Below are 22,096 nucleotides of genomic sequence, written 5' to 3'. Positions count from 1 at the left end.
ATGAATCAATCAAAACATAAATTACAGTTCTATGCGAAAATTGCTCACAGCATTCTAAATTCTGAAACACAGTATTTATCTAACAAAGAAATTATTTCAGTTTTATTTAAGAGTAATAATTCGTCAAACTTTGAAAGTATTGTAAAAAATAGAATCACAATAATAGATAGTTATTATTCTACCCAAATGAGTAAACGCTTATATGGTATAGATGAATTAGCAAGCACACTTGCTCAATATTCAGATGTTACTTTAATAACAGAATCACATAGGTTTCTTAATAATCCAGATAAAGGAACGGTGATAAAATATTTATTTTCAAAAGAATATGGTATCGATAAATCTGGTAAGCCTTTTGGTAAGTCAATCTCTTTAATATCTAAATATCTTTATTTTTTAAATGATGGTAATTTTCCTATTTATGATAGTTTGGCAATAGATGCATACAAACTATTTAAAAAGAATGACCTTGTAAAGACTAAAGTTGCAATAGGTGAAGAGAATTACTTTGATTATATGAAGCAACTAAACACGCTTTCTAATATTAACAACTACGAAAAGTTAGATAATTTACTTTGGTTAACAGGAAAACTATCAAAAGGTAGTTTTGCTATTTTAATGACAAAAGATAAATATGAAGGTTTAGTTAACGATTTAAAAAATGATTTATTAAAAGCTAATAGTAAACAAAAGGACAATATCATAAGAAACCACATCAAAAAGATATATTCTAATTCAAAACTATTTACAGATGAACAGAAGTCTTTTTTTGAATTTGTTTTTAGTTTAACATAATAGAATTTAAATACTTCAATACATACATATTCAAGGTGTGAGTAAAATTTTTACCTTTGTCCTATGTTTTATAGAAGAAAGATAATATTAGCATTATTAGAGAAATTTGAAAATGGTCTTGAAAGAACAAGATTGCAAAAACTTGTTTTTTTAATAAGTCAAAGACAAAATGAACCCAATTATGAGTTTGTTCCTTATAAATTCGGTTGCTATTCCTACTCGTTAAAGGCTGATATTGATGCAATGATTAAAAGAGGTATTATTAATAATACTGACAACACCTATAATCCTAAAGAGGCTAAAAACTATTATAATACACTTAAAGGTAAAGACAAATTAGTATTAGATGAGGTTGTAAGTACCTACGGTAAAATGAAAACCGATACGCTAATTAAACATACCTACTTAAATTTTCCGTATCACGCTATTAATAGTGAAATAGCAACGACATTGCTACCAGAAAAATATTTAATACGTATTGAAGACAATCGCCCTAAAGACAATAAAACTACTTTATTTACAATAGGTTATGAAGGTATATCACTTGAAGCATACCTAAACAAATTGATACAAAACAATATAAAACTTTTGGTAGATGTTCGTAAGAACCCTTTAAGTATGAAATTTGGGTTTAGCAAAACGTTGCTTAAAAGATATTGTGGTAATTTAGGTATAGAATACATACACATTCCTGAAGTGGGTATAGACTCAAGTAAAAGACAAGAACTAAATACACAGTCTGATTATGATATACTTTTTGATGACTACAAAAAAACCGTTTTGAAGTCTACAGACGATAACCAAAAGCAAATAATGTCGTTATTAAAAAAATATAAAAGAATTGCACTTACTTGTTTTGAAGCTGATAAATGCCAATGTCATAGATTTCATCTTGCCAATAACCTTAAAGACTACGCTAACTTTAAGTATGAAGTAGCTCATATCTAAAAATATGCCTAAAACAAAAGTCCTGATTACTGTAAAAACCTATCCTTCATTGTCTGCTAAATATGAAGAATTGGTTTGTACAGCTGGATTTTTAGAGGATGGTAGTTGGATTAGAATCTATCCTGTACCGTTCAGAAAAAAAGACTTTGAACAGCAGTACAGCAAATATGAGTGGATTGAATTAGATTTAGTTAAAAATACGAGTGATTTTAGACCAGAAAGTTATCGCCCTTATTCAATAGACACCGAAATAAAGATTTTAGATAAAATTGATACCTCACATAATTGGGCTAAAAGGAAAGAATTTGTTTTAAACAACGTTTATTACAATCTAACTGAATTAATTGAGGAAGCACATAACAAAAAAATCTGTACCTCTTTAGCTGTATTTAAACCAACTACAATAAAAGATTTTAAAATTGAAGCAGTTGAAAGAGAATGGGATAAAAATAAAATTGCTAAAATAAAAGCTGGTAGAGATCAGGGAAACTTATTTGAATTTGAAGAAGACCCTTTTGAAGTTGTAGACAAGTTACCATATAAGTTTTCTTATGTAATTGAAGATGACAAAGGTCGTGAAAGCACTATGATGATTGAAGATTGGGAAATCGGCGCATTATATTGGAACTCACTTAAACGAGCAGAAGGCAATGAAGGAATAGCTTGTGAAAAAGTCAAACAAAAATACTTTGATGATTTTGCAAAGACAAAAGACATCTTTTTGTATTTAGGTACTACTCGTAACAACCATTACGTATCTAAAAATCCTTTTGTAATTATTGGCACATTTACACCTAAAATAGAAGACCAATTAAGTCTGTTCTAATTCCCCACAACCCAAAACCCAGTTTTTTGCGAAAAAGCAAAAACCCTCTGTCTTTTGTGTTGTTCCGCTCACCCCTGCAAGTTTAGCGTTTTTTTGGTCTTTAAGGTAATAGCATATTACAGCTTTGGTTTTTCATAAAATCAAACCAAACTGCAATAAGCTATTCTGTTATTATTCTATCATAAAACCCTAAACTCACCCAAGCTATGTTACATAATACAAGTTATAGGAGCAAAAATCCTTTCAATGGTTGCCTACGGCGTTTTATTATATTTTTGTCGCTATAACTGCTATTATGTAAAATATCCGCTATTCCAACGCGCACATCCGAACATATAACCACATTTTGAACAAACATTAAACATTCGAACATTTTAAGGATTCGGTTAATTGATAATAATATTAGTTGGTAGCCATTTGACACTGAACTTTCCTGAAATAGGTTGACTAAAAATTAATCAATTAATTACAGTCACTTATGAAAACACAAAATGAACACTGGCTAAAAAAAAGCTACCAAAAAGCCACTTTAGAGACCAAACTTTTAGTCGTTGACCAAATCTTAAATGGTCAGATATCCAACAACCAGGCTTCAAAAAAATATGATATTCCTAGAACAACTATTTCCTATTGGTTAAGAAAATACAGTACCTTAGTACAACAAAATACGGGTATGAGTAAAAACGATGAAATTAAAAAGTTAAAGGGAAAAATTGAAGAACTGGAGTTCCAAAAAGACTTCCAACAAGACATTATCGCGGATATGGAACTTATTACAGGCGTGGATATGTCAAAAAAGTCATTGCCCAAAACATTAGCAAAAGAGATAGAGCAAAAGAAAAAACAGCGTATAAAAGAAAATGGCTCTATGGATGTTTTGGGATATCTAAACAAGCCTTCTACAAAAGACTCAAAACACAACAAAAAAAAGAAATAGATCATCAAAAAATGATCAAGATGGTTAAAGACTACCGCAAACAAGTAGGCTCGAAAACTGGTGGTATTAAACTACATACGGAACTCAAACAAGACTTTATAAACGCTGATATTAAAATAGGTAGAGACAAGTTCTATCGATTCCTAAGACTAAATAACCTTTTGATTCCTAAAACTAAAAATTACATCACTACAACAAACTCAAACCATATGTACAAAAAATATAAAAATCTGGTGAAAGACCACGTGCCTACTCGGCCAGAACAACTTTGGGTTAGCGATATCACTTACATTAAAACACAATACGGCAAGAGTCCATTGGATCTTGCCATAAAGCATTTACGCACGACGGATAAAGGGGAACAAAATTTCCTATTATCCCGATAATAATACCCAAAAAAGTGTATATTAGATGCCATATAACTAGTTGTGTGTAATTTGAACAAACAATAGAAATGACAGAAAAAACAGAGGAATTAGACAATTATTTAGATAATCATTATATACATAGAAGTAATTGGTTAAGAGCTGCTGTCCTTGGAGCTAATGATGGAATTTTATCAACTGCTAGTATCGCGATTGGAGTTGCTGCTGCAAGTGATTTGAGAGAACCCGTTATTTTGGCAACATTAGCAGGACTAGTTGCTGGTGCTTTATCAATGGCAGCTGGAGAATATGTTTCTGTAAGTTCGCAGACTGATGTGGAAAAAGCTGATATAGAACGTGAAAAGCAAGAATTGGCTGAAATGCCCGAAATCGAATTAGAAAGATTAGCGGAAATTTATGAAAAAAGAGGTCTGAAAAAAGATACTGCCTTAACAGTTGCTAAAGAATTAACGGAACACGATGCATTGGGAGCGCATATTAGGGATGAATTAGGAATTAATGAAATTAGTCAAGCTAAACCTATACAAGCTGCATTTGCTTCAGGTGCAGCATTTACAGTTGGAGGATTACTTCCTTTTTTAGTAACGATATTTCTTCCTTTAAAGAGTATGGAATATTCGCTTTATGGTTTTGCCCTATTTTTTCTAATAGTATTGGGAGCATTAGCAGCTAGAACTGGTGGTTCAAGTATTGGAAAAGCCATTATCCGAATTACATTCTGGGGAACTGTCGCAATGGGTCTGACAGCATTAGTTGGCTATATGTTCAATGTGAATGTCGGATAAAAAAACTACACACAACAGACGTGTATATTTAATTGCTTTGGCAAGTGCTTATTTGGAAAATTCCTTCGGAATTTTCTCGCGTTCGTTTTTGTTTACTAAATTAGTTGCTTAAACACGCAACTAACCATACACACGCCCGTTATCTCATTCAACTGCACAAAACCATCGTTAAGTCCAAGTATTCCTTACCTCAAGTCTTTGTTTGTTTCATTTCACTAACAACTATTAAAGACCACTTTTCCCCACCACCCAAGAAATAGGATATAAAAAAATAGGTTTAAGAAAATTAGTATTACGCCATAGCACATTCCTTTTTCTCGTGCCTCAAAAAAGCAATAAGCTATCGTCTAAAAGTCCTGTATAAGTATTAATTTAAATGCTGTTTTATCAAACAACTATTTAAACCAATACCCATACAAGCGCTTCATCCAACGCTCAAAAACGAACTATAACCTATTTTTTTAAGTGTTATTTCCCCAGAAAAGTTGAATTTATTGTTCCATGTAATATATATAATTAAGTCCAATCCATACATAATTTTTTACTAATAAAACATACATTTTTTAAAATATATCAAAAAATATAAACCAAACAAATTGACATTTTTTTTATAAAAAAGTTTGTTATATTGTTGTAATAACCACCTCAAAAACAATTAATTAGTCATGAAAATAAATAAGCCACCGAAAGTATTTTTAGGTCATTTATATTTAGAATATACAGGTAATAATCTAGTATACATAAATACCAATGACGTAAGTGCTTTTCAAGATATTCATTTTTTGGAGTTTTTTCTAGTTAATTCAGAAATACGTGTTGTTTGCTGTTTTAAAATTGATTTGTTAGGTGTAAAGTGCCTCATTGATTTTGCTACACTATCTATATATAAATATGATAATGCTACAAAAGAGTATAAATATGATGACTACTCGCTCATATCGGAATATTTCCCTCATACAAATAGAGCCATCACTATGATAGCAGGTAAATTACAACTATACAATCCTATTAGCGCAACAGATGGTAGAAACGAAACCTTTAATTTTAATCTAGTTTTCGATAAAAAAGAAGAAATAATTAACCTCTTTAAATATTAACTTATGGACTTAAAAATCATTGAAAAAGAAATAAATAAAATTTGGTCTTCGCTAGAAGTGGCCTTAAATCAAAGTGTAATTACGATTTCATCAGAAAAAACGTTAGTCTTTAAATTTGCATGGTCATTAGCTTCTAATCGTGTTTTAAACGTAACAAATATTGATTTTGAGAAAGACCTTTTTAAAGCCAATTTTAAAGATGGTAAGTTTCTTGATTTGTACTTTGAGATTGTCGATAAAAATAAAGTATATCGTGTAGGTATTGAGTTTAAATTCCCACACAAAAAGGAAAGTAATTCTGGAGGTAAACAAATAAGAATGAAAATTATAAATGATTTAAAGAAAATAGATAATCTTATACAAAGTAATTCAGTTGATTTAGGTGTTTTTTTATGTGCAACAAATGAAGATTACTATCTGAATTTAGACAAAAAAGTCAGAACAGAAAATGAATTTGCTACTTGTCATGGTAAAACTTATAATACTGAATCTTATTATCCTACAACTGCTGTTTATTCACATATAATTAGACCGAGTAATAATATTGTTTTTAATTGGCGTAATATCCATTTAATATCGCCGACATATTTTTCATTTTTAAATCCTATCTTTATTAAAACACCATAAAATAGATAGTTATTAAAAAAAAAGGAAGCAAATATATGTGGCTATCTCAGCCAGCCGCACAAGGCTATAAAGTTCAAGCCCTAAAGGGTTTTGAATAAAACTTTTTTCAAGCAATTTTATTTTTCATTTAAACATTATAACTCAAAAAAACTTTTATCCAAAAAACTTGACAGCCTTACCCACGCCACAACAACTGTAGCTATCTTTTTTTTCTTTTCAAAAAAAATTATGTAGCGAAGCGTAGCGAGCAATTTTAAATTGGATAGCTATGTCAACTTTTGAACTAAAAACACACCGTACAGGAAAAACTTACTCAAACCCTCATTTTTTCATCCTAAATAAAGGTCTAAACAGTGGAAAACCACTCTCAAATCCTTGTCCTAACTGTTTTGTATTGCAAACTTCAACCGAAAAGGAAAAGAACACCCTGTTTCATCTATCTATGATGCTACAAATAGGCGGTTTTTACGCATATTATTTAAAAGGTAGTGTTATTCCATTTCTCTCAATAGATGATTGCAGAAATACGCTTAAAAATGGCGTCAAATCCTCTCATAATGTCAGCGACCAGATGCAAAAACACATAAAAGCGATTGAGGTTATCAGTAAAAAGGAAAAAGAGCTACAAAATGTCATTGATAAAATGGCAGTTTTAAAGGTCGCATACATCCGTAATTGTTTCAAACTAATGCAAAGTAAAGAAGCCTAACGCAAAGGCATCAGACAGCCCTAAAACAGTAACAAAATGGCATAATTCTCGTTATATTAGTAACGAAAACAAGGTTAAAAAGCAATATCAAGTCCGTACCAAGTCCGAACAAGTATTAATTTTAAATTGTTATAAAAATGGGAAAAATTCCACAAGGTATTTTAGGAAGTCTATCCGGAAAAGTAGGTAGTATTATTGGCGGTAGTTGGAAAGGTATTGACTACATCAGAATCAAGCCAGCAAGCGTGGCGAATCCACGAACAGAAGGTCAGGTAAATCAACGTAATAAATTTACTATTACATTGGAGTATCTTCAAGCGACAAGCGATTTTATTAAAGTTGGATATAAGGCTTTTGCTGTTAAGAAAACAGAATTTAATGCTGCTATGTCTTATGTGTTAAATAATGCAGTAGGAGGCATCGCACCTAACTTTACAATCGATTATTCTTTAGCTTTATTGAGTAGAGGTTCTTTGTCTAGTGTTTTAAATGGTTCAACCGATTTAGCAACACCAGGACAAGTAACTTTTGATTGGGATGATAACTCGGCAGAAGGTAATGCAAACGCAACCGATAAAGCGATGGTATTAGTTTACAATCCAAGTAAAAAAGAATCTGTATCTATTCTTAATGGTGCAGATAGAACTGTAGGTTCTCAAGTAATTACTATACCGAATACCTATGCAGGAGATACAGTAGAGCTATTTATGGCGTTTGTTTCTGCTGATGGTACACAAGTATCAAATAGTGTGTATTTAGGCTCTGGTACGGCAGCTTAATAACTTTAAGTTTAAATACATATTGAAAACCGTTTCTATTAATTTAGAAGCGGTTTTTTTATGCTTTTAGATCACTTCAAATTATAGGTCAAAATGTTGTACCTATGTTGTACCCTTTTTAAATACATCTTTTAAAACCCTTTATTTATAGGGGTTATTTGAGTTAATTAATATAATACATTGTTGGGCACAGTTTTTATTCAGTTCAATGTCACTTTACTTTACCATGTTAAATGATATTTTAATTCCTTCTATAACCATACTTGTTCCGATAATTGCAATAATTAGTCCCATTAATTTTCCAATTACTGAAATTACGTTGTCTCCAATCTTTTTTGCAATAAAATCACTTAAACTAAATGTTATATAAGTTAATAAACACATTATTCCGAAAACAAGTACTACTAATCCAATATGAATATAAGTAGAATGGGATGCGAAATTCATAGCTGTAACAATTGTTCCTGGTCCAGCTAAAATTGGTATAGCTAAAGGTGAAACTGCTATGTTTTCATCTATGTTAACTTTTTCTAGATGTTTAACATTTGATTTTTTGGATTGTAGCATTTCAAAACCTACATAGAAAATTAAAATACCACCTGTGATTTTAAAGGCAGGTATTGTTATTCCAAATAATTCGAATATAAATTTCCCTAAAACAACAAATACAGAAACAATGATAAAAGCAATTACTACAGCTTTTAAATTTATTCTTTGTTTCGTTTTTTTATCTGCACCTTCTACTAGTGAAAGAAATATTGGCATATTAGAAATAGGATTCATAATAGCAAAAAAGCCAGTAAAGACCGTAATTGAAAAAGTTAGTAGATTATCCATTTTATTTTTTTTCTGTCTTTTTATAAATCCATTCCATTAAAAAGCAAAATCCAGTAATGGCGATTGAGATTATTACACCAATACTATTTGATGTGTATTGTTGATTAATTAAAATTATTGTAGCAATGATACATAAAACGAAACCGATTAATGGAATTATTTTATTGCTTCCTGTTTCTTTTGATAATCTATACCCAACAAGGTTAAGGATACCAAAAATGAGTAGAAAACCAACGCTTCCTGCTGTTGATATACTTTCTAGTTTTAACACGTTGACTAAAATTAATGTTGCAACTGCTGTAATCATTAAACCAACAGGCTGATTCCAAAGATTTGCTAAAAAGTGATGCGGTAGCTCATCGTCCTCTGCAATTTCATAATTCACTTTACTACCTCCATAAAGAGATGCGTTGATGGCGGAAAATGTTGAAATTAATGCAGCTACTGTAATTATTGAAAAACCAACTTTTCCTAACATTGGTTTTGCTGCTTCTGCCAAAACATAATCTTGTGCTGTTGCAATTTTTGCAAAAGGAAGTGAGCCTACAGTTACTAAAGCAATAATTATATATAGTATGATCACAAATATTACAGAATAGTAATAAGCTTTTGGAATATTTTTTTCAGGATTAACGATATCAGGTGCTGCATTAGCGATAAGTTCAAATCCTTCATAAGCAACAAAAATTACCATTCCGCCGGCAAACAACTTTATTGGTGCTTCCCAATTTGTGACTGCAAGTTGAGCAACATTTGGATTACCAATTAATCCATAAGCACCAATAAAAATGAAGGAAATTAGAATTACCAACTTGATAATTACTGCGTAAGATTCTATTTTGCCTACTACAGCAATACTATAATAATTAATCGCTGTAGCTAAAACAATAATTACACTTGCATAAATGTGTGAATCAATTATTTTGTCGTTGGTTAATTCGAATAAATTTGGTGCGTAAGACCCAAATGCCGAAGCATAAAGAGAGAGCATAATGATATAACTTATCCACAAGAGATTATTAATCCCTCCACTAAAAACTGATTTCCCGAAACCTTGATTGATGAATTTAACAGTTCCTCCTCTGTCAGGATATTTTTTTGATAGCTTAACATAACTATAAGAAGTGATTAATGCTAAAATTCCAGCGAATAAAAATGCTATTGGTGTTCCTCCTCTGGCGAGTGATACTGCAAGCCCAAGGACTGCAAAAATTCCACCACCAACCATTCCTCCAATTCCGATAGAAATAGCTTCTTTTAATCCTATTTGTTTATTCATATGATTTATGGTTTATCAAATTGTGCCCAACAATTGGATATAGTCAATTGTCTATATCCACACTATGTGATTAATTTACTAATTTAATGAAATTTTAATAGAATTAAAGTTACATTTAGCAACATATTTGTTGTTTTAAAAACTGTACTTTTAAATTAGCCCGGTATCAACAGAGGTTATGTCCGTTTTTTATTAAATTAAATGCGTTTTTAAATCCTTGCTTATAATTCTGAAATTCACTGATAGAATTTAAATAAGAGTATATTATTCGTATAACAAACGTTTATACATTATTGTTTGCCTCTATAAAACCGTACTCTAAACACAAAATAGTACAAGTCTAGACCGAAATTAAGATTCTCGCGTTGTTGAAAAGCTTGTCTTGGCTTTAAATTTGACATATACTTCTTCCTAAATTCGAACACTATCTAGGTCTATGTTTCTATAAATAAGCCAAAATCCTTTTAAAACACATTTTTAATATGGATTAAGTCCTAAGGTTTCGAAACACCAAAATAGCCTCCAATTCAAAGCCCAATTGCAGGTTGCCACGAAGTTCTTGTGCCGATGTAAAACTAATGAGTTTCCCATTGGGCAATTTACAGGTATTGAGATAATGTTGCCCAAAAAACAAACTTTTTAAGATGGTGATTTCCGCTTTAAAAGCACTGTGTGCATTAACTTGAAACTGCTCCATTCTAATGGCATATTTTTCGTCCAGCTTTCCAGTAAAATTAAAATACTTTAAATCTTCTAAATTTAAGGGCACTACAGAGCCAAAAAGCGCAGCTACATATAAGCTATTCGGACAATTAAATAGAAATGAAGCATTGCCCTGCTGTACAATTTGGCCTTTTTTAAGCACGACAATTTCATCGGCAATCATTATAGCATCTTGGGTATCGTGCGTTACAAAAATAGCTGTAATACCAAGCTGTTGAATAATTTTAAAAATCTCGCTGCGCAATTGCAGTTTTAAACCCACATCTAGATTACTAAAAGGTTCGTCTAAAATTAATAATCGCGGTCTGGGTGCCAAGGCTCTAGCCAAAGCAACGCGTTGCTGTTGGCCACCCGAAAGTTGATGCGGGTACCTTTGCTCGAAACCCAAGAGCCCAACCATTTCTAGCAGCGCTTTTAAATCTTTTTTTTCAATATCCTTACAACCGTAAACAATATTCTGTATAACTGTGAGATGCGGAAACAAGGCATAGTCTTGAAAAACCATACCTACTTTTCGGGATTCGGGTGGGATAAAGGTCTCATTTGAAGTGACACATTGGCCTCCTATAGAAATAGAGCCAGAATCGGGCGTTTCAAGACCTGCAATTAATCGTACTAAAGTTGTTTTACCACTGCCACTCTCGCCCACTAAAGCCATAACTTTACCCTGTTCTAACCGCAAGTTTACCTCATCGATCACATAATCATGACTGGCATAGGATTTAGATAAGGCATTAACTTCCAGCAGTGGCGCTATGTTATTGATATTTGTCATTGAGAATAAACCTATTTAATAAAATAATTGGCACAACACCTGTTAAAACAATACACAAGGCGGGTAAGGAAGCCTCCATTACCTGTTCATCACTAGCATACTCATAAGCTTTTACCGCCAAGGTATTAAAATTATAGGGCTTTAAGATAAGTGTAAGGGGTAGTTCTTTCATGGCATCTACAAAAACAAGAATAAAACCGGCTAATAAACCGGGCTTTAAGAGCGGTAGATCTATCTTTAAAAATGTTTTAAATGGGCCGTAACCTAGTAGTCTAGAAGCATCAGAAATGGAGGGTTTCAGTTTTAACTTGTTGGATAGAATAGGATTTGCCGCTACGGCTAAAAAACGTATAACATAGGCATATAATAATACAGCAAGTGTTCCGTTTAACCAAAGGCTAAGTTCCGCATTAAAAAAGGCCTCAGCCATAGCAATTAACCAGCGATCAAAATGCAAGGTAGGTATCATAACACCAATGGCTAGAACAGCACCGGGAACGGCATAACCCAAAATAACTAGATTGCTAGTTTTTCTTAGCCATTTAACGCGATTCCAAACCGGAAAATACAAGGTCATTAACGCCACTAAGACGGTAAGTAAAGCCGTTAATACAGCCATACCCAAGCTTTTTAAAGTAATCATGACAAAAGCGCTAGAGGCCACACTTTCAAAAGTCAATATACCCCAATACCCCAACTGTAAAACGGGCAACAAGAAACCTAAGCATATGGGTAGTAACACCACACACAAAAAGAGGTAAGTTTTGCGCTTAGAGACTGCTATTTTTGGAAGTCTTATACTACTCCTTGAAGCTAGTTCGTAGCTTTTCTTGCGGCGCTGCCAACGCTCCAAAAAAATAAAAGTAAAAACAATAAGCAATAATAAGGCAGACAAATAAATAGCAGTAGCTGGTTCTTCTAGAGCAAACCAGGCTCTAAAAATACCTGTGGTAAAGGTACTCACACCGTAATACTTTGCGGCGCCATAATCGTTTAACACTTCCATAATTACCAACAATAAACCCGCAAAAATGCCAGGTCGTGCCATGGGTAATACAATTTTAAAAAAGGTTTTTATTTCGTTGGCACCTAAAAGTTTTGACGCTTCAATCAAGCGTCCAGATTGGTATATAAAAACAGCCCTAGAAGCTACATAAACATAGGGAAATAAGGATACACTTAGCACAAAAACAAGACCAGTCGCATTCATAATATCTACTCGAAACGCTTTAAGTCCCAAAACTTCGGAAAGCCGCATTAAACTACCTCCATAATCAAAAAAACCAGCATAGGCGTATGCGGTAATATAAGAAGGAAAGGCCAACGGTAAAATAAGCAACCATTCTAATATTTTATGACAGGGTAAGCGGTAACGACTAACAATCCATGCCGATGAAACACCCAGAGCCAGAGTAAACAAGATGCACCCTAGTAAAAGCACCCCCGAATTGAAAAGGTAATCTAAAAGCACATGATCTACTAAATGTTGCCAGGTTTCGCCAGGACCTGAAAACAAACGTATGGCTATAGTATAAATGGGTAGTCCTATAAATACAACAATGGCCAATGTAGCTATTGACCATTTGTTAAAATCCCTTTTCAGGTATGTAATTTTTTTCCGCTTCAATTTTTTTATTTCCACCCGACTTGGTCAAAAAGAATTACCGCTTTTTTATTGTGTTCTCCCAAGGCAGACAAGTTGAGCTTATCTTCTTTAAAAGTGCCCCAAGACTCTAATAAGCTAGAGGCAGGTACCTCTGGATTTACAGGATACTCGTAATTAGTATTTGCAAAAACTTTTTGTGCTTCTTTACTAACTAAAAACTCTAAAAACTTAATGGCGTTGGCTTTATTTGGAGCATATTTTGCAACCCCTGCTCCACTAATATTAATGTGCGTACCGCGCCCTTGTTGGTTTGGGAAAAAGATACCAACACCTTGACCAGCTTTTATCTCTTCTGGGTCTTTGGAGTTGAGTAGTTTACCAATGTAATAGGTATTCACAATAGCGATATCCCCTTCGCCAGCAACAACAGCTTTTACTTGATCGCGGTCGTTTCCTTTTGGTGCACGTGCCATATTATTCAATACCTGCTCTGCCCAATTCTTAGCCGTAGCCTCATCAGTATGTGCAATAATAGAAGCTAGTAAAGATTGATTGTATATGTTTCCTGAAGACCGTACTAATATTTTTTTATTCCAAACATTAGCGCCCAAGTCTTCGTATGTAGAAAGTTGCTCGGGTTTTACTCTATCTTTTGAATAGGCAATAATTCTTGCACGCTTGGTCAAGGCAAACCATCGGTTATTCTCATCTCTTAAATAGGAAGGCACGGTTGTATTAAGAATTTCAGAATTAATAGATTGTAACAAATCGCTATTTGCAGCACGCACTAATCGACCCGCATCTACAGTAATCAATACATCAGCAGGAGATCGATTACCCTCTTGAGTCATTTTTTGAATAAGCTCATCGGCACTAGCGTTAACCACATTTACCTTAATCCCAGTTTGAGTTTCAAAAGTGTTGAATAAATTTTGATCGGCGGGATAATGCCTGTGCGTATACACGTTTACTTCTTGTACAACTGGTCTGGCCACCTGTTTATCATTAGTGGTTTTTTTACAAGAAACCATTAATACCGTTACTAAACTGGCTAAAAAGAGTTTTTTCATAATTATTTTTTTAAAGGCTTCAAAGGCAAAACACCTGCTTTTAAGAACCTTTCTTGTTCTTATAACACGTGATTTTGTAGCAGCCAATATTTTGAAATTTATGGTAAAAATACAATACAATTTTTAATCATTCTAAATAATAAACGAAAATAATTATTTCGCCGATAAAATTCATCTGTTTTTCGATAGGGATTTAAAAAATGATTCCTGTTTATTGATTGAAAGTTTGAGGTTTAAAATGATAGTAATTTTACACCTTAAAAATTCCACAAACCATACTATTACTACAACTGTTCGACATCAAAAGGCTTTCCTAAATACACCAGTTGAAACCCTTTTTCAATGGTATCGACTTCTAAATTATAAGAAGAAATAATATGTAAAATCCCTTCATTATCTTTAATAAAAAGCGGTATAATATCTTTGTTGTTGTTAGTAATGTCTATCAAGCTTTCGTAATGCGCATTATCTCGTAAGTCTATTTCTTGAATTGAGGGGTGCCTATCGGTTAATTCGGTTAAAGCGTTAAAATCGTCTGTATGCGAAAATAAGCCTTCTCTGGGGTTGTTGTTTTCATCTAGCATTTCGCTTTTACTCACCAAGCGGTATGACCCATTCTCACCAAATTGTTTTCCAAACTTATCTATGGCGTATTTATTTATATCCGGACTTCCTGTTAAGGCCATTAAATAGCCCACATCATTTAGCTCTACATTATCCAATAAAGTATCAGAATAGATATTGGTGATTTTGGCCTCTAAACCCAATTCTTTAGCTTTTTCAATATGCCTTTCGTTACTGTCAATTAACACCACGTGCCTACCGTTTGTTTCCAGATAATGGCCTATTAATCTAGAAAATTTAGAAGCACCAACAATTAGAATGCTTTCAGACTCGGTTAAAAACACACCCACCATTTTAGCGAATAGTCGAGCTGTGGTAGCGTTAAACAGCACAGTACCTAAAACAATCATAAACACTAGAGGCGTAATATACTCGGCACCTGCAACCTCTAGTTTAAGTAATTTACTGCCAAATAACGATGCGATTCCAGCAGCCACAATACCTCGTGGCCCTACCCAACTAATAAATAATTTTTCGTTGAGTTGTAAATTAGATCCGGCTGCACTTAAAAACACACCAATTGGCCTAATAACAAAAACAACCACCGCAAAAAGGATAACAGTTTCCCAGTTATAGAGCAGCATTAAATCTTCAATATCAATATTGGCTGCTAGTAAAATAAACAAAATAGAAATTAACAAAACACTCAACGATTCTTTAAAATGGAGCAATTCTTTAAGGTTTTCTAATTTACTATTACCCAAAACCATACCCATAACCACAACTGCTAACAGTCCAGATTCGTGAGCAAACACTTCAGACTCCACAAACACCAATAACACTGTGGAGAGAGAGACCACATTTAATAAATAATGGGGAATTAATTTTTTGTTAATCGCAAAGGCAAGCGCGTGGGCAAACGTGAATCCAAAAGTAGTACCAAAGAGTAAAATTTTTCCAAACTCCATTAGGGCTGTTTTTGTAAAACCACCCCCACCACCTACGCTTATAAATTCAAATACCAATACCGCAACTAGCGCACCAATTGGGTCAATTAAAATACCTTCCCATTTTAAAACTGCCGAAACATCTTTTTTAAGCGGAATATTCCTCAAAATTGGAGATATTACGGTGGGTCCCGTAACAATTATTAATCCAGAAAACAAAAACGAAATATCCCAGGCTAAATTAAAGATATAATGCACAGCAATAGCGCCGCCAAAAAATGTAACAGCAGCACCTAAGGTAATTAACTTTGTAATTACGGGGCCTACATTTCTAATTTCTGCGCGTTTTAGAGTAAGACCTCCTTCAAACAAAATAATACTTATGGAAAGGGATACGAAATAATACAAACTATCGCCTGGAAAAAGCCCTTTTTCGCCGTCCCAAATAGGTTCTATCCATTTTTTACCATCTTCGCTAAAAAATTCGGCAGCGATAGGTCCAACAAACAAACCTATTAAAATTAATGGTAAAATAGCAGGGATTTTAAGTTTCCAAGCTACCCATTGCGCTAGTATTCCCAAAATAATAATACCTGCTAATTCTATCATGAGTGTTTTTTAAAAGCACTAAATTAAGGAAAACAGACGAGTTGATGTTTTTAAAAAATACTATCTTTAAACTTTCTTGAAAAATTATTAACTCAGTGTCTCTACAACCATTTAAAAATATAGGAATTGGTGTTGCCTTTTCGCCGAATTTAAAAGCCAATATTTTTGAGGCGTCCAGGTTAGCATTGTCTTTAAATTCTAAACTTTTTTTAATCCATATTGGTGAAAAATCTAATGAAAAAGTGACGGCTATTAAAACAATCTTAGCGCATTTTGAACCCAATCACTTAGATTATGCTATTGTTTTTAAATCAGGTAAACCTGTTGATGTTATCCTATCAACCTCTAAGGAAAAAGAAATAGATCTTTTAATCTTAGGAGCAGTAGAACGCGATCGTTTTTTTAATTATCAAGCGGGTTTAATATCGAGAAAAATTGCCCGCCAAGCAAAGTGCTCAATTTTATTACTTATTAAGCCTTCGGTTAGGCGTGTTCCTTGCCAACATATCGTTGTAAACGGGCTAAAAGATAACAAAACAGAACAGACCATAGAAACTGCTTTTTACGTCGCTACAAAATTAAGCTCTGAAAAAATCACCATTGTCGAAGAGGTTATGGAAAATCAAATTTCTGTAAAAGTAGAAGACCATGTATCTTTAAAGCGTGCTAACCTCATAAAAAAACGCATTGAATGGAGAGAAAATGCTAGAATAAAAGAAATTATAAAACATATTCCTAAAGCCTTTACAAAAAACAAAACCATAAAATTGCAGCCTATTTATGGTAAAAAAGGCTATTCTATTGGCCATTATGCAGAAATTTTACGTGCCGATCTCTTGGTGATGCCAGCACCACCAAAAATAAGCTATTGGGACCGCCTTTTTACACATGATATGGAACATATTTTAGCCGAATTACCAACCGATGTTTTAATCCTGCGATGAAGACAAAAACCAATAAAATAAACTATTTTTTAAAAACCCTACCTCAAAATATATTTTCTGGTTTTGTGGTAAGTCTCATTGCTTTACCCTTAGGTTTAGGACTTGCTATGGCCAGTGATGCTCCACCCATTTCTGGAGTTATTACCGCCATTGTTGGTGGTATTGTAGTTTCCATTTTAGGTGGAAGCCACGTTACTATTACCGGTCCAGGAAATGGTTTAGTCGGAGTGCTTTTAGTCACCATTTCGACTCTTGGTTTGGAAAACGCATACATGGCAATTATTTTTTCTGGGCTTTTTTTAATGAGTCTTGGGTACTTTAGAATGGGTGCCCTTGCCAATTTTTTTCCATCATCGGCAATTCAAGGTATGCTTGCTGCCATTGGCCTAATAATTTTAGGAAAACAGTTTCATATCATGTTGGCAAACAAAATTGAAAGAGAAGACACTTTAGAATACCTTCTCGAGATTCCTTTCACTATTTATAAGGCCTTAAATTACCAAGACCAAGGCTTAATTTATGCTGCTTTAGTAGGATTAACAAGCCTTGCCATCATGCTGTTTTACTCAAAAATAAGAAATAAATATTTTCAACTTATCCCCGCTCCGATGTGGATTGTTATTTTGTCTATTAGCTTTAGTTATTATTTCGAGTTTGTATTAAAACAACCCAATCCCATTGCTAAAGAATTCATGATTTCTAGCATGCCAACCATTCAAAATGTTTTTGCCGACATCCCCACCCCTAATTTTAGCAGTATTGGAACTTTTCCTTTTTGGAGCAGTGTTTTAGCCCTAACATTTATTTCGAGTATCGAGTCGCTTTTAAGTATTAAAGCGATCGATAAATTAGACCCACAAAAAAGACGATCGAACGTTAATAAAGACCTTAAAGCGTTAGGTGTAGCCACTATTGGAAGCGGGTTTCTGGGCGGCCTAAATGTAGTAACCGTTATTGCCCGCAGCTCGGTAAACGTTAATAATGGTGCCAGCAATAGAACGTCTAATTTTTTTCATGCTATTTTTTTAATTCTTTTTATTGGTATATTTAATCAAGATCTTACCAGAATCCCCTTACCGGCCTTAATGGCTATTCTTGTGTACACGGGCTATCGACTGGCATCACCACGCATTATTAGAACGGTTTTCCGTATTGGTAAAGAACAGTTAATTATCTTTTTTATCACCCTAATTGTAACCCTAAAAATGGGGATAATTAATGGTATAATTGCTGGTGTATGTACCACTTTACTCATTCATTTTATTCTAAATAAGAGCATAGGCTTATTTCTAAAAAACGTTTTTAAACCCAACGTTTTAATGTTTAGAGAAAGCAGTGATGAAAACAATTTTTACATTAGTGTGAAGCATTTTTGTAGTTTTTTAAATTTCTATAAGCTTAAAAAACAACTCGATGCCGTACCAGAAAACGAAACCGTTATTGTCGACTTTTCCTTGTGTAAATTTGTAGACCATACTGTTATGGAAAACATGCATAGCTACCAAGAACTGTTTACTAAACGCGGTGGTCAATTTGAGGTTATTGGTTTAGATATGCACGATACAGATTCTAAACATCCATTTGCTTTAAGACGCCTACTTGCTGCTCCCAAAAAAAGGAAAACCAGTTTAACTAAGCGCCAAACAAATATGAAAGCTTTAGCTAAAGACTACGACTTTATCTATAATTCTAAAAAGGAAAAAGAGCTGGCCTTTCTTAATGATTTTTGTTTTTTTGATACCAAACAAATTAATCATGTTTACAATAGGTTATCAGACAAAAACTGTGATATTTGTTTGTTTGATATCGAGTTCTCAGAAGGCGAATTTATTGCCAAAGAAGTTATTCGCTCTTCGATGCTACACATAAAACTAAGCCATAATATTCCAAAATTTACTTTAAGCAAAGAAGGGTTTATTGAAAAAGTAGCCGCTTTTGCTGGCTTTAAAGATATTAATATTAGAGATCACCACGATTTTTCTAATCGTTTTTATTTAAGGGGTGATAACCCAAAAGAAATTAGAGCTTTTTTTAATGAAAAAATAATCCGATTCTTCGAAAGTAACCCCTATTACAACATAGAATCTAATGGCAGTGCCTTACTTGTTTTTAGAAAAGAACGCCTAGCGAGTTTAAAAGAAACAAAAGCTTTATTCGATTTTGGGAAACGTTTAAAAAACATTCTCGGCCCTATTAAAATGAAAAATCCTTAATATATTCTTAAGCCTAATCATATATCACAATAGATTTGTTAATTTTACGCGTGTATGAAACTATATCCCATAAATGCTGGAAATTTTAAGTTAGACGGTGGTGCTATGTTTGGTGTTGTGCCAAAATCCTTATGGCAACGTACCAATCCTGCCGATGCTAATAACATGATAGACCTTACAGCGCGCTGTTTGCTTATTGAAGATGGTAAGCGTCTTATTTTAATCGATAATGGTATGGGCGATAAACAGTCGGCCAAGTTTTTTGGGTATTACCACCCTTGGGGAAACCACAATTTAAAGGATTCGCTAAATTATCACGGTTTTCATCCTGATGATATTACCGATGTGTTTTTAACCCATTTACATTTCGATCATTGTGGCGGCAGTATACAATGGAACGCCGATAAAACAGGTTACGAAACCACATTTAAAAATGCCCACTATTGGAGTAACAAACACCATTGGCAATGGGCAACCCAACCTAACAGAAGAGAAAAAGCATCCTTCTTAAAAGAAAATATTTTACCTATCGAAGAGAGTGGCCAATTAAAGTTTACCACACTTCCAGAAACCGATTTACTTAAAAACTCCGAACTGGGTTTTGATATATTTTTTGCTAATGGGCACACCGACAAGCAAATGATTCCCATGATAAATTACAAAGGCAGAACCATTTGTTTTATGGCAGACTTACTGCCAACGGTTGGCCACTTGCCCTTACCTTATGTTATGGGTTACGATACGAGGCCCCTATTAACTTTAGACGAAAAAGAAAAATTTCTTAATATTGCCGCGAACAACAATTACTATTTATTTTTAGAGCACGACGCGCACAACGAAATTATTACAGTAAAACACACCGAAAAAGGCGTGCGCCTTGACCGTACATTCACCACTAAAGAGATATTTAACTAACACCTAATTATTAAAAAACAATGAAATTATCTAGATTATTCTTAGCATCCGTATTTATAGCAACCGTATTTTACGGTTGTGGCAGCACTGCAAGTGTTATTGCAACCCCTGTTGAAAATATTGATGCTATACCATTAAAAGTTTCAGAACTAACCGAAGCCGAAAAAAAACACTGGGGCCATTTAGACTTGATTAAAGACACCATTCCAGGAATGAGTGTAGATCGCGCATACCAGGAAATCATTAAAAATAAAAAAGGTAAAAAAGTCATTGTAGCAGTTATAGATTCTGGAATCGATATTGATCACGAAGATTTAAACGAAGTGATTTGGACCAACAAAGATGAAATTCCTAATAACGGCATAGACGACGATAATAATGGTTATGTAGACGATATTCACGGTTGGAACTTCTTAGGCGATGCCTACGACGAGCAGTTAGAATACGTACGATTAATTGCCAGTGGAGAAACTTCAAACCCAAGGTACAACGAAGCTGTTGCTTTATTAGAAAAAGAAACTCAGAAATACTTAGGCACTAAAACAAGATACGAGCAAATTGCTCAAGCCATTAAAAATGCAGACGACATTTTAACGAAGCATTTTGGTAAAAGTGATTACACCATTGATGAAGTAAAAGCTATTAAAACAGAAGACCAAGCCTTATCTCAAGCCATTCAAATGGCAAAAAACATGGATATCAACGAATCGTCACTATCTGAAGCTATAGAAGAAATTAATGAGGCTTTGGTAAGCATCAACGAGCGCTTAAATTACCACTTTAACAAAGACTTTTCAGGACGAACTACTGGCGACGACATAAACGATTTAAGCGATACTGGATACGGTAACCCAAACGTTAAACCCGTAAAAAAAGCAGAATCTCACGGCACACACGTGGCAGGAATTATAGCGGCAGTGCGCAATAATGGTCTTGGCGCTAACGGTGTTGCCAATAATGTAGAAATCATGGCTATTAGAGCTGTGCCAAATGGCGATGAGTACGATAAAGATGTAGCTTTAGCCATTCGTTATGCTGTAGACAATGGAGCTCACATTATTAACGGTAGTTTTGGCAAATCGTTTTCTCCACACGCCAATTGGGTGAGAGATGCTATAAAATATGCTTCAGATAATGATGTTATATTTGTACACGCCGCTGGTAATTCTAGCGAAGATATTGATGTCGCACCAAACTTTCCAGATGATAATGTAGATTTCGTAGAAGTTTCTAACACCTATATTCGAGTAGGTTCGTTAACCTCAAGATATGGCTCTAAAATGGTGTCTAGTTTTTCTAACTACGGCAAAAGAAATGTAGATGTCTTTGCTCCAGGATCGGCAGTATACTCTACGTTCCCAGAGAACGAATATAAAAGCATTAGCGGCACTTCTATGGCTGCCCCAGGAGTTGCTGGGGTTGCGGCATTAATTCGTTCGTATTACCCAAAATTAAGCGCGGCTCAAGTAAAACAAGTTATTCTGGATTCTGGTCTGGCTGTTAAGACTAAAGTTATTGTTGGTGGCGATACTAATAACGTCAAGCCTTTTGCAGACTTATCAAAATCCTCTAAAATGGTTAACGCTTATAATGCCTTAATTATGGCCTCAAAACTTTAAAAACTTAGTGTTTTACAACAAAAGAGACCTAAAACGTCTCTTTTGTTGTAAAAGTTTAGGACGTATGTGCCAACAATTTATTTTTAGATATAAAAAATTATAACAC

The 22,096-nt window shown here is 33.8% G+C and carries 20 protein-coding genes; 14 read left to right on the top strand and 6 right to left on the bottom strand.

Annotation, left to right across the window (positions count from 1 at the left end; all coding sequences use genetic code 11):
• The 10 genes from FEZ18_RS06665 to FEZ18_RS06620 all read left to right on the top strand — a co-directional run bounded on the left by FEZ18_RS06665 (position 1) and on the right by FEZ18_RS06620 (position 7,889).
• Positions 1-795 (top strand): hypothetical protein, encoded by a 795-nt coding sequence (locus FEZ18_RS06665; RefSeq protein ID WP_153267600.1) that lies wholly within the window; start codon positions 1-3, stop codon positions 793-795.
• 63 nt (positions 796-858) lie between these two features.
• On the top strand, positions 859-1,743 hold the full coding sequence (locus tag FEZ18_RS06660; RefSeq protein WP_153267599.1) for a DUF488 family protein: 885 nt from the start codon (positions 859-861) through the stop codon (positions 1,741-1,743).
• A 4-nt stretch (positions 1,744-1,747) separates the two neighbouring features.
• Positions 1,748-2,569 carry a hypothetical protein gene (locus FEZ18_RS06655; protein WP_153267598.1) on the top strand — a complete coding sequence of 274 codons (822 nt, stop codon included), beginning with the start codon at positions 1,748-1,750 and terminating at the stop codon, positions 2,567-2,569.
• A 478-nt stretch (positions 2,570-3,047) separates the two neighbouring features.
• Complete coding sequence (locus FEZ18_RS06650) at positions 3,048-3,506, top strand: helix-turn-helix domain-containing protein (protein WP_153267597.1); 459 nt, start codon at positions 3,048-3,050, stop codon at positions 3,504-3,506.
• A 20-nt stretch (positions 3,507-3,526) separates the two neighbouring features.
• On the top strand, positions 3,527-3,892 hold the full coding sequence (locus FEZ18_RS06645; protein WP_153267596.1) for a hypothetical protein: 366 nt from the start codon (positions 3,527-3,529) through the stop codon (positions 3,890-3,892).
• A 68-nt stretch (positions 3,893-3,960) separates the two neighbouring features.
• Entirely contained in the window at positions 3,961-4,677 is a 717-nt protein-coding gene (locus tag FEZ18_RS06640; protein WP_153267595.1) for a VIT family protein, read from the top strand.
• A 665-nt stretch (positions 4,678-5,342) separates the two neighbouring features.
• A complete protein-coding gene (locus tag FEZ18_RS06635; protein ID WP_153267594.1) occupies positions 5,343-5,774 on the top strand; it encodes a hypothetical protein in 432 nt (143 codons plus the stop codon).
• 3 nt (positions 5,775-5,777) lie between these two features.
• Complete coding sequence (locus FEZ18_RS06630; protein WP_153267593.1) at positions 5,778-6,401, top strand: hypothetical protein; 624 nt, start codon at positions 5,778-5,780, stop codon at positions 6,399-6,401.
• Between the two features lie 268 nt (positions 6,402-6,669).
• The gene (locus FEZ18_RS06625; RefSeq protein ID WP_153267592.1) at positions 6,670-7,110 is read left to right on the top strand and encodes a DUF6943 family protein; all 441 of its coding nucleotides are present in this window, start codon (positions 6,670-6,672) and stop codon (positions 7,108-7,110) included.
• A gap of 137 nt (positions 7,111-7,247) precedes the next feature.
• The gene (locus FEZ18_RS06620; RefSeq protein WP_153267591.1) at positions 7,248-7,889 is read left to right on the top strand and encodes a DUF6266 family protein; all 642 of its coding nucleotides are present in this window, start codon (positions 7,248-7,250) and stop codon (positions 7,887-7,889) included.
• Between the two features lie 216 nt (positions 7,890-8,105).
• Here FEZ18_RS06620 and FEZ18_RS06615 read toward each other — a convergent pair whose 3' ends face one another.
• From FEZ18_RS06615 to FEZ18_RS06590, 6 genes are all read right to left on the bottom strand, one after another.
• Positions 8,106-8,726 carry a MarC family protein gene (locus FEZ18_RS06615; RefSeq protein ID WP_153267590.1) on the bottom strand — a complete coding sequence of 207 codons (621 nt, stop codon included), beginning with the start codon at positions 8,724-8,726 and terminating at the stop codon, positions 8,106-8,108.
• A 1-nt stretch (position 8,727) separates the two neighbouring features.
• A complete protein-coding gene (locus FEZ18_RS06610; protein ID WP_153267589.1) occupies positions 8,728-10,005 on the bottom strand; it encodes an APC family permease in 1,278 nt (425 codons plus the stop codon).
• Between the two features lie 487 nt (positions 10,006-10,492).
• Positions 10,493-11,503, bottom strand: coding sequence for an ABC transporter ATP-binding protein (locus FEZ18_RS06605; RefSeq protein WP_153267588.1), 1,011 nt, complete (start codon positions 11,501-11,503; stop codon positions 10,493-10,495).
• Positions 11,487-13,130, bottom strand: a complete 1,644-nt coding sequence (locus FEZ18_RS06600) for an ABC transporter permease (protein WP_153267587.1) — start codon at positions 13,128-13,130, stop codon at positions 11,487-11,489. The genes FEZ18_RS06605 and FEZ18_RS06600 overlap by 17 nt, the downstream gene beginning before the upstream one ends.
• Positions 13,131-13,135: 5 nt before the next feature.
• A complete protein-coding gene (locus FEZ18_RS06595; protein WP_153267586.1) occupies positions 13,136-14,179 on the bottom strand; it encodes a Fe(3+) ABC transporter substrate-binding protein in 1,044 nt (347 codons plus the stop codon).
• A 284-nt stretch (positions 14,180-14,463) separates the two neighbouring features.
• Complete coding sequence (locus FEZ18_RS06590; RefSeq protein ID WP_153267585.1) at positions 14,464-16,299, bottom strand: cation:proton antiporter; 1,836 nt, start codon at positions 16,297-16,299, stop codon at positions 14,464-14,466.
• Positions 16,300-16,394: 95 nt separating this feature from the next.
• Here FEZ18_RS06590 and FEZ18_RS06585 point away from each other — a divergent pair, with 95 nt between their 5' ends.
• The 4 genes from FEZ18_RS06585 to FEZ18_RS06570 are packed head-to-tail and all read left to right on the top strand — an operon-like array spanning position 16,395 to position 21,990.
• On the top strand, positions 16,395-17,243 hold the full coding sequence (locus tag FEZ18_RS06585) for a universal stress protein (RefSeq protein WP_153267584.1): 849 nt from the start codon (positions 16,395-16,397) through the stop codon (positions 17,241-17,243).
• Positions 17,240-19,456, top strand: a complete 2,217-nt coding sequence (locus FEZ18_RS06580) for a SulP family inorganic anion transporter (protein ID WP_153267583.1) — start codon at positions 17,240-17,242, stop codon at positions 19,454-19,456. Before FEZ18_RS06585 ends, FEZ18_RS06580 begins: the two co-directional genes overlap by 4 nt.
• A gap of 54 nt (positions 19,457-19,510) precedes the next feature.
• Positions 19,511-20,371 (top strand): MBL fold metallo-hydrolase, encoded by an 861-nt coding sequence (locus FEZ18_RS06575; protein ID WP_153267582.1) that lies wholly within the window; start codon positions 19,511-19,513, stop codon positions 20,369-20,371.
• 20 nt (positions 20,372-20,391) lie between these two features.
• Complete coding sequence (locus FEZ18_RS06570) at positions 20,392-21,990, top strand: S8 family peptidase (RefSeq protein WP_153267581.1); 1,599 nt, start codon at positions 20,392-20,394, stop codon at positions 21,988-21,990.
• Positions 21,991-22,096: the final 106 nt, after the last annotated feature.

Source organism: Oceanihabitans sp. IOP_32 (assembly GCF_009498295.1).
Lineage (GTDB): Bacteria > Bacteroidota > Bacteroidia > Flavobacteriales > Flavobacteriaceae > Wocania > Wocania indica.
This window is presented reverse-complemented; position numbering and strand designations above follow the sequence as displayed.